The 13763-nt window shown below is 47.0% G+C and carries 11 protein-coding genes and 1 riboswitch; of the genes, 4 read left to right on the top strand and 7 right to left on the bottom strand.

The window, feature by feature from the left end:
• Positions 1-192: 192 nt before the first annotated feature.
• Positions 193-2517 (top strand): immune inhibitor A domain-containing protein, encoded by a 2325-nt coding sequence (locus CEQ32_RS16845; RefSeq protein WP_088586486.1) that lies wholly within the window; start codon positions 193-195, stop codon positions 2515-2517.
• A 64-nt stretch (positions 2518-2581) separates the two neighbouring features.
• Here CEQ32_RS16845 and CEQ32_RS16850 read toward each other — a convergent pair whose 3' ends face one another.
• A complete protein-coding gene (locus CEQ32_RS16850) occupies positions 2582-3151 on the bottom strand; it encodes a chorismate--pyruvate lyase family protein (protein WP_037416341.1) in 570 nt (189 codons plus the stop codon).
• 101 nt (positions 3152-3252) lie between these two features.
• Here CEQ32_RS16850 and CEQ32_RS16855 point away from each other — a divergent pair, with 101 nt between their 5' ends.
• Positions 3253-3663 (top strand): flagellar basal body-associated protein FliL, encoded by a 411-nt coding sequence (locus CEQ32_RS16855; protein ID WP_088586487.1) that lies wholly within the window; start codon positions 3253-3255, stop codon positions 3661-3663.
• A gap of 59 nt (positions 3664-3722) precedes the next feature.
• Positions 3723-4835 carry a 23S rRNA (adenine(1618)-N(6))-methyltransferase RlmF gene (rlmF, locus tag CEQ32_RS16860; protein ID WP_088586488.1) on the top strand — a complete coding sequence of 371 codons (1113 nt, stop codon included), beginning with the start codon at positions 3723-3725 and terminating at the stop codon, positions 4833-4835.
• 39 nt (positions 4836-4874) lie between these two features.
• Here rlmF and CEQ32_RS16865 read toward each other — a convergent pair whose 3' ends face one another.
• The 4 genes from CEQ32_RS16865 to glp are packed head-to-tail and all read right to left on the bottom strand — an operon-like array spanning position 4875 to position 7930.
• Entirely contained in the window at positions 4875-5162 is a 288-nt protein-coding gene (locus CEQ32_RS16865) for a DUF333 domain-containing protein (protein WP_037416348.1), read from the bottom strand.
• A 25-nt stretch (positions 5163-5187) separates the two neighbouring features.
• Entirely contained in the window at positions 5188-5850 is a 663-nt protein-coding gene (locus CEQ32_RS16870; protein ID WP_037416350.1) for a Bax inhibitor-1 family protein, read from the bottom strand.
• A 55-nt stretch (positions 5851-5905) separates the two neighbouring features.
• Positions 5906-6667, bottom strand: coding sequence for a molybdopterin-synthase adenylyltransferase MoeB (gene moeB, locus CEQ32_RS16875; RefSeq protein WP_037416352.1), 762 nt, complete (start codon positions 6665-6667; stop codon positions 5906-5908).
• A 9-nt stretch (positions 6668-6676) separates the two neighbouring features.
• A complete protein-coding gene (gene glp, locus CEQ32_RS16880; RefSeq protein ID WP_037416354.1) occupies positions 6677-7930 on the bottom strand; it encodes a gephyrin-like molybdotransferase Glp in 1254 nt (417 codons plus the stop codon).
• 328 nt (positions 7931-8258) lie between these two features.
• Between glp and ftnA the strand changes: the two genes are divergently transcribed.
• On the top strand, positions 8259-8795 hold the full coding sequence (gene ftnA, locus CEQ32_RS16885) for a non-heme ferritin (RefSeq protein WP_037416358.1): 537 nt from the start codon (positions 8259-8261) through the stop codon (positions 8793-8795).
• 75 nt (positions 8796-8870) lie between these two features.
• Here the strand turns inward: ftnA and CEQ32_RS16890 are convergent, their stop codons facing one another.
• A complete protein-coding gene (locus CEQ32_RS16890; protein WP_069453834.1) occupies positions 8871-12104 on the bottom strand; it encodes an EAL domain-containing protein in 3234 nt (1077 codons plus the stop codon).
• A gap of 355 nt (positions 12105-12459) precedes the next feature.
• Positions 12460-13113 carry a 3,4-dihydroxy-2-butanone-4-phosphate synthase gene (ribB, locus tag CEQ32_RS16895; protein WP_037416362.1) on the bottom strand — a complete coding sequence of 218 codons (654 nt, stop codon included), beginning with the start codon at positions 13111-13113 and terminating at the stop codon, positions 12460-12462.
• 195 nt (positions 13114-13308) lie between these two features.
• Positions 13309-13538, bottom strand: a riboswitch (FMN riboswitch).
• Between the last annotated feature and the right edge of the window lie 225 nt (positions 13539-13763).

The following is a 13763-nucleotide window of genomic DNA, read 5'->3' on the forward strand; positions in this document are numbered from 1 at the left end:
AAACCATCACCTTCCAATCTGTATCAAGTTGTTACACTCTTGGTGTCCTGATATGTTTTCACATCCCATTGAAGTTGGCTTTCCGATGAGGGAAGACAACCAATAAACAAACTTGCCATAGAGCAAATAGGCACTAGCCTTAAAAAATAGCTTGGCTATAACAGCGCAGATTGTGACGGAAGGAAGACGGTAATGCGAAGTACAAAGAGTATCACAGCGTTTGGATTGATGTTGGCCTTGCTGAGTGGCGCGAGTATTGCTGCGCCCAATCACACGCCAGCGGATGCAGGAGTCATTAATAAAGAGCGGATCCTCTATTGGTTGATTAAGCGGGGTGAAGTTTCAGAGGATGCCAGCGATAGCGTTAAGCAAGCGGCCGTTGAAGCCTTTATTGCCCGCGCAAGTTTCGCACAGCCTAAAGAGCCTAGAATGGTGATTGAGGCTGAGCATGAACGCCTGCAAAAAGCCAAAACATCAGCGGTGATGCGTGCACCCGCACAGCGTGTTTTAGCGGATGCAGATGTGACTAAAACGGTTAAGGTGTTAACCGTACTGATTGATTTTCCAGATTTAAAATATAATAACAACGGCTTAACAGCGAGTGATACCGACATGTATTACTCGAGTTATCCTGCTTCTCACTACAAGAATTTACTCTTCTCTACGGCTGGTTTTAGTGGCCCGCAGGGGCAAACTTTAGATTCGGCCTATCAGTATTACCAAGCCGTTTCGGGCAAAACCTTCTTCTTTAGTGGTGACGTTAAAGGTTGGTATACCGCTAGCCAAAATGCTGATTATTATGGCGCTAATGATGCCGACACTGGCAACGATGTTAACGTGACTGAACTGGTTAAAGAAGCAGTATCGCTAGCAGTAGCGAATATGTCAGCTGCAGAGCTTGCAACCTATGATATTGAAGATCCATATGATTTAAATGATAACGGCAATCTAAACGAGCCCGATGGTATTATTGACCATGTGATGATTTTCCACTCGAGTATTGGGGAAGAAACAGGGGGCGGTAAATTAGGGGACAACGCTATTTGGTCGCACCGTTATTACGTGGATCAAGGTACTCAGGGTTACACTTTACCGGGCTCGAGCAAAAAACTCTTTGGTTACACTATCCAACCGATTGATGCAGCGACTGGGGTCTGTACCCATGAATTTGGTCATGATCTTGGGCTGCCCGATGAGTACGACACTACAGACAACGCTAACAAAGATGGTTCGCCTGTCGGTTATTGGTCTTTAATGTCGGGAGGCAGTTGGACAGGGGCTATTCCTGGTGCGCAGCCGAGTGGTTTTAGCCCCTACGCACGTTCGTATTTACAGACAAAATATAAAGGAAAGTGGCTTAACGAGCGCGAGATTAGTTTAGACAGTATTCCTAAATCGGGTATGGAAATCACGCTTAATCAGGCGATAAACCAAGATGCCGTGAATCAAATATCGATACCGCTTCCAGCGGCACAAATTGCCTTTAAAGCACCTTATCAAGGGAGTTACCAGTACTACTCTGGTCAAGGTAACATGCTGACAAACAGTATGAGTTTTACCGCAACCTTGCCTAGCACCAGCGAAAAACTCACACTCTCTTTGCAGGCGAGTTGGGCAATTGAGACTGACTATGACTATATGCAAGTTAAGGTTAATGGTACGGCGATTGCGGGTAATTACACTAAGTCGATCAACGCAATTAACAATGCCCGACATATTATCACTGGTAAGTCATCAGACATCTCTACCGCAGTGGGCAGCGATGCTTGGGTTGCCTTGGAATATGATTTGTCAGCCTATGCAGGTAAGAGTGTCACCATTGAATTTACCTATGTGACCGATGAGGCGGCAATTGAGTCGGGGATTACTATCGACAATATCAGCATTAAACAGGGCGTAACTGAGCGGTATGCCGATAATGCTGAGGTGGCTGGTAAAGCGGCTCTTGTGGGTTACAGCCGCATTACCAGTACTCGCCCTGGCGCCGCATCCCGTTACCTTATTCAATTACGTAGCCATAATGGTGTCGATGCGGGCTTAAAGAGTAAAGGGTTTGATCCTGGTGTACTGCTATGGCTAGAGAATGCCAGTTACAGCGATAACAATGTATCGGATCATCCCGGCCGTAGCTTGATAGGTGTGATTGATGCTGACCAGAATATGATTGGCACTCTTTCTACCGATGAACAAATCCGTGATGCGGCTTTTAGCATGGTAAAACAAACAGCTTACTCTGGGGACAATAACCTCGATGCGGTCAGTCTTTTTGATGATAGTTTGGATTACAGCGCACCACTACAACCTCAGTCTGGCATGCAACTGCAACAACTTGGGTTGACGATGCAAGTGGTCTCTCAGGCCAGCGATAACCGCACCGCGGTAATTCGTTTAGCCAATGCGAATGCCGAACCAGTTCCCATTACAGCAAGTGATAAAGAAAGCTCTGGTGGTGGCAGTCTAGGTTGGCTAAGCCTGATGTTGCTCGGTGGTTTTGCGTGGCGCCGTCAGCGCCAATAAGAAGGGATTGTTCTAACGAAAAATGCCTCTGATATAGAGGCATTTTTGTTTTAGCTTAAGAGTGCTAGGGTTGTAGCCTCGCCATCGCTTGTACAGCGGCCGGAAGGAACATTTCACTGACAAACATTTCCTCTTCGTCATGGTGAAAATATCGGCGTCGGCCCCAAAGTTCATGCTCGACGTTTTGCGCTAAACTCTGTGCCAGTTGGGCAAGGCGGCTATCGGTGTCAAATTGGGCGATTTCAATGCGACCAGGAATGAAGCTATCTTGGCTAAATAATAATTCGCCGAGCGGACGTGTACCTAAGCCTAAAAAATCGGCTTGGCGGGTCGATAACAAAGACTGAGGGATCAAGGTTCTGGCAAATACCCAAGGTACAGAATCGAGGCAGAGTAACACTTCGCGCACCCAAACGGTGTTTTGCTTAGGATATTCCCCTTCGAGCGGGGCACATTGGCCTTCACCAAGGATTTTTACTTCAAACTTATCGCAGCAGGTTTTGAGTTTTTGCGTCAGGCTTCCTGGCGCCAGTAACCATTCCTTAAGGGGAGAAGCGGGAAGATTTTTGGCATTATCGGCACAAAACCATTGAATAGATTCGCCATAGGGAAAGCTTAAGCTGGTCACATTCATTAAATACTCGTTACAATATAAGCAAACGTCGGCAGTCTACCAGATAGATTGGGAAGTTTCTTCCATTGACCATTATTGTTTTTAGGGAGCTGTAAACCGCGATGAAAAAATTATTATCAGCCTGCCTGATCTTGCTCAGTGCTGTGTTTAGCGCATATGCAGCCGACGAGAAAGCTCCACCCCCTACTGGGGATTTCGCCTATTACGGGTTTGAGCCCGAAATTGTGACTAACTATATTTCAAACCGCAAAAAGCTCGGGTTTGTAAAGATCAGTGTTGAACTGATGGTAAAGAGTCCCGATGATTTAGTGATCGTTGAGCGCCATGATCCACTGTTGCGTGCCGCCATTATTGAGGTGCTGGGTAACCAAGCCGAAGAAAAAATTAAGTCTCTTACTGGCCGTGAAGAAATCCGCCGCGAATGCTTTGATATGGTCAATAATCTGCTGACCACGGAAGCGGGTAAACCAATAGTAGTCAATCTACTGTTTACCTCTTATCTTTACGATTAATCCAGCCAATAGGCTAAGGGCCGATCTTTGGATTGGCCCGCTCTTGTTGAACCATCATTATGTCAAAGCCCATCGTTAAAATTGCCGCTAAGCCTGCGATGTCACCTACAGGAAAACGCAGCAAACCAAGCACGCCTAAGCCACCTGTGGCAAAATCAGCAAAATCAGCAAAACCAAATATTGCCCCCGCTAAAGCGATGAGCAAGCCAAAACAGGGCGTTGAGAGAAAGACCTTACACCCGCGTAATTTGCATGCTCACGGCTATGACTTTTCGGCGTTGATGACGAGTTACCCTAAGCTAAAAACCTTTGTTCGGCCAACGCCATACGGCGCCTTATCGATAGATTTTGCCGATCCCTTGGCGGTGAAAACCCTCAATGCGGCCCTTTTGAAACATCATTATGGGCTGGCGTTTTGGGATATTCCTAAGGGCGCGCTGTGCCCACCAATCCCCGGACGAGTTGATTATCTGCACTACTTGGCTGATCTGTTGTTCGAAGGCGCCCCCGTCCAGCGTGCTGGACAAGTTAGCGTTTTAGATATCGGCACTGGGGCGAATGGCGTTTATGCCATCCTAGGGCATCAAGTGTATGGCTGGCAGTTTGTCGCCTCGGATATCAATGCCGAGTCGCTAGCCAATGTGCAGCGGATTATCGACAATAACCCGAGTTTGCAGGGGCACTTATCCTTAAGGCAGCAGCAGGATGAAAAGTCGGTCTTTAAGGGGATCATTCAGGCATCTGACCGCTTCGAGTTAACTCTGTGCAATCCTCCCTTTCATGGCTCGTTAAAAGAAGCTAGCGAAGGCTCGCTGCGCAAGGTGCGTAATCTGCAACTTAATCGCGGTGAACAGCCTAAAGCGGCCAGCGCAACCTTAAACTTTGGTGGTCAAGCGGCGGAGTTATGGTGCCAAGGTGGAGAGAGGCAATTTTTAGCCACAATGATCCGCGAGAGCCAAGCGTTTGCCGAGCAGTGTCTGTGGTTTACCAGTTTAGTGTCAAAGCAGGAAAATCTTAAACCTTGCTATCAAGCATTGGCAAAGTTGGGTGTGGATACCGTTAAAACCATTGAGATGCAGCAGGGTAATAAGATCACCCGAGTGTTAGCCTGGAGTTTCCATTCGCAGGCTAAACGTTTGCAGTGGCGAAATCAGATCGTCAGCGGGACATAAAACAACAGGCGCCGAGTGCGCCTGCTTTTTTACTCAGCCTCAATTACTGGGCTTTTCCTGTGGATGGTCGCGGCGAAATAGCGCCCACTCTTCAATCTGTTCACCGTTTGGCAAGGTACACATACCGTGTTCCCCCTCTGCGGTTCTTTGGATTTCCGATATGCCACCGAGGGAGGCGCAATACTCTGATGCCGGGTTGGCGATTTGTGCTTTCGCTTCCGTTTTTGTTTCAGCCTGAGCGTTTGTTGCTGGCTCGGTTTTCTCGCCGCAGCCGATTAAGCTGGTGCCGATGATGATGCCGATTAACAGTGGTGAGGTTAGTTTCATGCTGTTTTCCTTGTCATTGAGTGACTTATTTTCGTCCTAAAATCCGCAAAATACGCAGAAATAGATTGATGATATCCATATACAAAGCGGCGGCGCTATCGACGGCGTTATCGACGGTTTTCGGGATTTGGTTCGCGCGGCCCCAATCGTAGCCAATATAGCCACAAAAGATCAGCACAACTATCCAATCTAAAATGCCGTGATGGGTATTAAAGATAAATATTTCAATTAGTTCGACCACTATCACCAATAGTAATGCGATGGTGAGTACCCCAGATATTTTTTGGAAAAACGCTGGAAACAGGGTGCCCAAACACATCATGGCAATCGTGACTAGGCCAGTTATTCTAATCGCTTCGGTAACTAATGCGGGATCGTACTGACTGACAACCATATTAATAATCAGGCCAAAGGGCACGACTACAAAGTTATAGCCAATAAAGCTGACGAGGGGATTAGTTGAAGATTGGAACAGATAAATCCCCAAGAAGCAGGAGGCAAAGTAACCGATAAAGAACACCCACGGATTCACGCTGGCAATCGCCTCGGGGTCGATATAGCTGACCATCATATAGTTCACGGCAAAACCCCAGACGAGGGTTAAGCCAATCACTAAGTTATAGACACCCGCGCCTATAATGGGGTCATCGGTTGTGCGGCGGTCAAATACGCTATTTTCAGTATCCATTTGATTTGTCATTCCTTAATTGTAAAAAGCGTGCTGAATATTAAAGGTTAATGTGCTACTCACCACATATCTTGCAGTGAGGGTGCTTGGGTAATTTCATCTCGCGAAATTCCATGGTCATAGCATCGATCATCAGCATTCGTCCTGCCAGTGTTTTGCCCATACCCGTGATGATTTTGATTGCTTCAACCGCCTGCAAGCAGCCGACCATACCGACGACAGGCGCAAGAATACCGGATTCGACACAGCTGAGTTGCTGCTCGCCAAAAAGTGAACTAAAGCAATGATAACAAGGCGTTTGCGCTTGATAGTCAAATACGGTGACCATGCCTTCCATGCGGATGGCGGCGGCAGAAATCAGTGGGATCTTGTGCTTAAAACAGCTTTGGTTTAACTGCTCACGCACGCTGACATTATCGGTGCAATCGACCACGATACTGTGGTTGGCGACTAAGGCATCGATCTCATGGTCATCCAATACCGCATTGATGGTATTGATTTTAACGTGAGGATTGAGCTGATTAAGGCGCTGCTTGGCCGACTCGACTTTAGGTTGGCCAATAGTGGCATCCTGATGCAGCACTTGGCGCTGTAGGTTAGAGAGCTCAACCGTATCGAAATCGACTAAGGTCATCTCGCCAATACCCGCAACGGTCAAATATTGCCCCGCCGCGCAGCCTAAACCGCCGGCGCCAATCATCAACACTTTGGCGAGTTTTAAGCGTTCTTGGCCATCGATATCCATCGCCTTGATCGAGATTTGGCGGCTGTAGCGGGTGAGTTCGCTATCGCTAAGGATGTCTACTTGTTGATTCATAAAAAGACCTTAGCAAAGCACGCTGTTAAAGGGTTCAACCATGACTTTTGTGCCCGCTGGCGAGTCACCTTGGAACTGTTCTAACAACACAAAGCAGTTAGCCAAACTCATAGAGGTCAACATACCCGACCCTTGACTGCCTGTAATGGCGACTTCCAGCTCGCCCTGTGCATTGCGGGATAAAATACCGCGCTGATACTCAACGCGGCCGGGCTGTTTACGCACTGGTGTCGTCAGGGTAGCCGATAACATCAGTGGCGCTTTTGGGGTTAAGCCCTGCATCTTGTTTAGAATTGGCCACACCAGCTTGTAGAAGGTCACCATAGAGGACACAGGATTACCCGGTAAACCACAGAATACTGCTTTGCCTATGCGTCCCATGGCGAAGGGTTTACCTGGTTTGATGGCGAGTTTCCAGAAGGTGATTTTGCCTTCTTCATCAAGGATCTGCTTAGTAAAATCTGCCTCACCGACGGATACGCCGCCCGAGGTTAATACCATATCCGCTTGGCTCGCGGCATGGCGAAATGCATGGCGAATCGCCTCTGGATCGTCAGCGACAACCCCTAAATCCAACCATTCCACATTGGCACGGCTGAGTAACCCTTGGATTGAATAGCGGTTGGAGTCGTAAATTTGCCCTGGCGCTAAGTCGCTGCCCACGGGGCGCAGCTCATCTCCGGTGGAGAAAAATGCGACCTTGAGTTGGCGGTAAACCCGCACCTGACTCACGCCAATGGTGGCTAATACACCGAGCTCGGCGGCTTTAATTTCGATGCCCGCTTTCAGCACTTTGGTGCCTTGCAACAGCTCTTCACCGCGGCAACGCACATTGGCGCCCTTAGCCTTAGGGTGATTGATTTGGATTTGATTGCCCTGTGCTTGGGTCTCTTCCTGCATTTGCACTGTGTCATAACCCGCAGGCACTGGCGCGCCCGTCATAATGCGCACGCAGGAGTTGGGGGTAATTTCACCCTCAAAGCCATGGCCTGCGAAGGAGCTACCAATCAGTGTTAATGTGGTGTGCTCGGTTTGACTGTTTAAATCGGCAAAGCGAAAAGCGTAGCCATCCATTGATGAGTTATCGAAGGGGGGTAAATCGATACACGAGGCCAAGTCCTCTGCTAACACGCGGCCAAGCGCGTGGGGAAGTGTAACGACTTCGGTGTCTGACACTGGGCTAACCTGCTCAAGCAGAAGGGGAATGGCTTGATCTGGATGCATTAAGCTAGGTTGCGAACAAGGATCGGCTTTCACGGACATCGGGTCTTCCTTATGGGCAAAGGGTTGGAGCAAATATGGGAGCTATTATGCCACGCTGCGCTTGCTTGGCTATGATCTGCATAGGAGTTTATGTGATTTGTTAGGTAGTTTTCCTTAAGTGTTGCCTAAGGTTTACTCTTTTTATACTTGAGTTTGCAGTACCGTTCGTGCGGTACTAAACGCGATTCTATGAACAAATGAAAATCATTTTTATCAATGAATCATTAACTTAGCTAAGTCAACAAAGGTAAATTTTGTTGCTTTTGCTGCCGCCCTTCATGACAATGTGAGCCGATGATTTAAGTGCGAATGCCCAAGAGGATTAACTATGCTGTCTGCAACCATGATCGAAAAGTTGAATGAACAAATTAATATGGAGTTTTTCTCCTCTAATTTATACCTGCAAATGAGTGCATGGTGTGAAGATCAAGGCTTTGAAGGCGCAGCAAAATTTATGCGCGAACATGCAGATGAAGAAATGGGCCATATGCGCCGTTTGTTCACCTATGTGAGTGAAACCGGTGGTTTACCTCTATTAGGCGCCATTGCAGCACCTCAGTCACAGTTCGATTCTCTGCTAGCGTTATTCGAGCTGACCTATGAGCATGAACAGTTAATTACTCGTCAGATTAACGCGTTAGCCCACACCGCATTTTCGAATCAAGATTATTCAACCTTCAATTTTCTGCAATGGTATGTGGCTGAACAGCATGAAGAAGAAAAGCTGTTTAAGTCGATTGTCGATAAGATCCGTTTAGTGGGTGAAGATGGCAAAGCGTTGTTCTTTATTGATAAAGATCTTGCCAAATTAGCCTCAAAGGGCGGCGAAAGTATTATGAATGCCCAAAGCCAACCGCAGGCTTAAGCGCAACACCTTTGCCCATAAAAAGCAGCCTAGGCTGTTTTTTTATGGGCAAAAATCAGGATTTTCGTCAATCTATCAAGCATTTACGCACTTTTCGCGCGGTTCTTGCTGCTGTAATAATGCCGGTAGTGTTTGGCTTAGCAGCGGCGTAATGGCTGCAAATGGCAGGGGCTTAGAGATCAAATAGCCTTGGGCGTAGTGGCAACCTAAATCACGCAGTAGATTCCATTGGGCTTCGGTTTCAATCCCTTCGGCCACGAGTTCCATTTCAAGGCTTTGCCCCATCATCACGATGGCTTTCACTAAATTGGTATTTGAGCTATTGCTCAGGGCATTTTCCACAAAGCTGCGATCGATTTTTATCACAGAGATAGGGAATTTCTTCAAATAACTCAAGGATGAATAGCCAGTACCAAAATCGTCGATATAAATCTGCGAGCCTAAATGACGGATGGATTCTAGGGTGGTTAAGCAGTGGCTAGCATCGCCCATCAGCATGCTTTCAGTGATCTCAATATGCACGTTTCTTGGGTTGATATGGTGGCGGTTAAAGCATTCTTGCAGCACTTGATCAAATCCTAAACCTCGAGCATTTACACATTGGCGGCTTGAAACATTGATAGCCACGTTAAGGTGTAAGCCAAGTTGTTGCCATTGTCTGAGGTCGTGCATCGCTTGGTTGAGCACCCATTCCCCCATAGGTTCGATAAGTCCTGTTTCTTCAGCGATGCCAATAAACTGGTCAGGAGGGATTAAGCCTAAATCCGGATCTTGCCAGCGGATCAGCGCTTCAACACTGCAGACTTTACCTGTTTTCATCTCCACAATCGGTTGATAGTGCAGCGTAAACTCATTCTGTGCCACGGCACGGCGTAGCCGCTGTTCAAGCTCCATACGGGCAAACATGGCTTGGTTCATTCCCGAGGTGAAGTATTTGAAGTTATTGCGGCCGGCGTCTTTTGCCTGATACATGGCCATTTCGGTGTTGCGGGTCAGCGAGCTGACATCTAGCCCATCTTCTGGGTAAACTCCAATCCCAAAGCTGGCGGAAATTTGAATTTCCCGTTCATTCAAGCTAAAAGGCGTCGACAGGGTTTCGATGATATGGCTTGCCATATGCTCGATCGCAAATTCATTGGTGACACGCGGAAGGATAAGCACAAATTCGTCCCCGCCGATGCGGGCGACAAAGTCGGTTTTACCAGCAATATTTTCCAGTCGCTTGGCCACATCTTGTAATAATAAGTCGCCTGTGGCGTGGCCTTGTACGTCATTAATATATTTAAATTGGTCTAAATCAATCAGCAGAATCGCCAGTTTACGGGAGTCATGTTGGGCGAGCTGGATTTCATGCTGCAGCCGCTCATTAAAGAGTTTGCGATTCGGTAATCCGGTGAGCGTATCGAAATGTGCCTGGTACCACAGATCCTGTTCATATTGCTTACGTTTACTGATATCCATAAATAAACCAATATGTTGGATTATTTCACCCCGTTCATTACGCACTACAGTAATGGCTAAATACTCGGGATACACTTGGCCATCTTTGCGCTTATTCCAGATTTCGCCTTCCCATTTGCCGTTTTTTTCTAATGCTTCCCACATCGCGGTATAGAAATGGCTTGGATGGCGTTTTGAGCTTAAAATTGAAGGGCTTCGGCCTTTCACCTCTTCTAAGCTATAGCCTGTGATCTGGCTAAAGGCGGGGTTAACTAATTCGATATGGTTATCGGCATCCGTCACCATAATGCCTTCGGCCGAATAGTTAAAGACCGCCGCGGCCCGATTAAGCGCTTGATTCGCTTTCTGGCGCTCGCTCAGCATACGGTTCATCGCCCGAGACATCCGCGCAAGTTCATCTGAGCCTGACACATCAATATGAATATTCAACTCCGGGTCGGCGGCCATTCGCTGCATATCATTAGCAATTTGGGTGATTTTATCCATAAAGCTACGAATGATTTTCCGCCCTAGCCACAGGGTGATGGTGGCGGTAAATAAGGCGGAGAGCAGATAAATACCTAATAAGGTTAGCGCATGCTGTTGTTGTTCATTACTCTGGCGAGCCATGGTACGCGTGATTTCATTACTGAGCGCGTTCAGCTTATTGATTCTATCTGTGGTTAATGTCCACCAGTGTTTGCTGCTCACTGGGTGGGGAGGCATTAATAATTTATTGATGGCACCAGCAAGGTTGGTATCGTTGATATGGGCAAGGGCGGTGATTTCAGCGAGCGATAGTTTTTGATCTTTTAATTGTAAGATCTTGGACATGCAGAATTGATACTGGTTGATACTCTCTTCGATAATCTGTACTGCAGGCGCAAGTGAAGGCAGGTTGATTGTTTCGCGGTTAAGTTCTGCGAGTTTTTGCTGAATCGTGGCTAAGGATTGATTGAACTTCTCAAGCGATATCAGGCTACCCGTTAATAAGTAATCTTGAAAACTATCGATTAACCCATCGTAACCCAGATGGGCGTTGATGCTTTGTACTAACGTGCTGATATGGATCTGTTGCTCTATTTGTTGACTGATTTTAAGTATTCGCAAGCTTTCCGGTGAGGCTTGTATCTGGCGGATGAGGGAATGTCTGTCTGATATTGAGGCATTGCTGGCATGGGAGATGGCTTGGCCATATTCATACATAATGGTATTGATGGCTTTGTAGTCATTAATGCTGAGGCTTTCTGACAACAACATACGATTGATGGCGCTGCGTTCTTTCACTGCCAACTCTTGCACCATCAGTAGATTCAGTAAATCTGCGTAGGCTCTTGATTGATTAATATCATTGGTGAGTAATTGCAGTTGTTGGATTAACTGCATTAATTCAGAATTAAATTGTTGATATAAATCGATAAATGCAGATGGGTGTTGATCGAGCGCTTCTTGGCGGCTCGATGCCAATTTATGACTTAGCAGCGTTAAACTCGTCAGTTTTTCCTGTAACTGGGTCGATGCTAGTTGGCCACTTAACGCAGTATTCAACGCAAGCAAAGCCGGACTTTTAAGCAGTGCTTCTAGTGCATCAGAGGTCAGTTGTTGCTGTTGCAATAGACGAGTTTCATCTTGAGGCGTAGTGGCTGGGAGTAATTGGGTACTTAATCCATATTCGTTATGAAGTTGATAGAGTAATTCATTGATTTTTGAAGTAGTTTGTATTGCCAAATGGTTTTGAGTGGCAAAGCGATACTCTTTCACAAGTACATACATTCGCGACAGCACAAAAATACTCATCATCAGCAAAGGTAGCAGCGAAAACAGAATCAGTTTCTGTTTCAAGCTGAGATGCTGTAGCGTGGATGGCATACAAACTTACTCCTCAATTGGCCTGATTTGAGACATAAAAAATCAAGGAATTTCCTTGATGGGGTGAAAGCGGAAGGTCAGGCACTGGGTGCGAATATTTAACATACAAGTCTGTCGCTCGCGACCCTTGGTTTATGGATATCTAATCTAGCTCACGAAATTCAGCTATTTATTATATACACTTAAGATTATATTTTTATTGATGAAATTTTCTCCTAGCAGATAAATTGTTTTGCTGTCTGTGATATCTAGCGTGATTTGATGCTTAACCAAAGTGTTTTATCGAAGTTAAATAAAAAAGGACGCGGGCCTTCGCACGCGTCCTTTAAATTGCATCCCGTTTATGGGGTCAAATTTAGCCTACATTGGCTAATAACGACTTACGGTAAACCACGATATCTTCAATCGTCAGTACAGGCATTTTATGCGCTGCACCAAAGGCGATAATCTCAGGCAGACGCGCCATAGTACCGTCGGGGTTCGTGACTTCACATAACACGCCTGCGGGCTTGAGTCCGGCCAGTTGCATTAAATCAATAGTGCCTTCGGTGTGGCCACGGCGAGTTAACACGCCGCCGGGTTGAGCGCGCAGCGGATACACATGGCCTGGGCGAGCTAAATCGCTTGGCTTAGCATTGTCGGCGATGGCGGTTTTAATGGTGGTGACACGGTCAGCGGCCGAAACCCCTGTAGTGACGCCCACTTTGGCCTCGATACTCACGGTAAACGCTGTGCCATATTGGCTCGAGTTGTTTTCGACCATAGGTGGTAGCTCAAGGGCTTTGACCTTTTCGTCCGGTAAACACAAACACACGATACCGCTGCATTCGCGAATGAGCATGGCCATTTGCGCATTGGTTAGTGACTCGGCGGCAAAAATTAAGTCGCCTTCGTTTTCCCGATCTTCGTCATCGACCACCAACACACCTTGGCCTTGGCGCAGGGCAGCAAGACCCGCTTCAACGCGTTCGATAGCAGTACCAAAAGGAGCAAGTAAAGACTGATTCATGGTTAATATCCTTCAAAAATACGACATGGGAATATCCAGAATCAGGGCGTGCAGAAATACAGCCATTACCCTAAAGGGGATTGTGCTGTAGCAATCGACCCGCTTTAAGCGCAGGCTTAAAAACGTGATTGCAAAATATGAGGCTAACAGCAGGGATACTTAGCTCAAGTTAATGCCAATTATCCAAGTGTTGTCTTACATTCTCTTCCATCCGGACTCAGTACTGTTGCTTGCGGCAAACAGTCCATTACCGTCGGCTCTGGAATAGTAGCGCTCGATAGGCTTAACCATAACGAGACAAGCTAGGGAACCAGATCTGCTGACCCCGAATTGCGTTCGGGCGCTCGCGGGCTTTAGTGTGGGGAAATTTATTCACCTCACTATTTACCGCCGGTGGGGAGTTTCACCCCGCCCTGAGAATTGTTGATAGGCTTTAGCCTAAAAACGCGGTTATGTTGCGCCTAATTATTGGTGATGGCAACAACATCGCGCCGGAAATTGGGCAATGTTTGCGCAAGCGCACAATGCCTTGTGATCCTTAAGCAAGCGCAATCTTTAGGAAACTCGCAACTTGAGCTAGCTTGGGTATATCATATCCGGCACATCAACTTATTGGCTTGCCGTCGTATCTTACGATGGTGTTTGAACGT

The sequence above is a fragment of the Shewanella sp. FDAARGOS_354 genome, assembly GCF_002209245.2.
GTDB lineage: Bacteria > Pseudomonadota > Gammaproteobacteria > Enterobacterales > Shewanellaceae > Shewanella > Shewanella xiamenensis.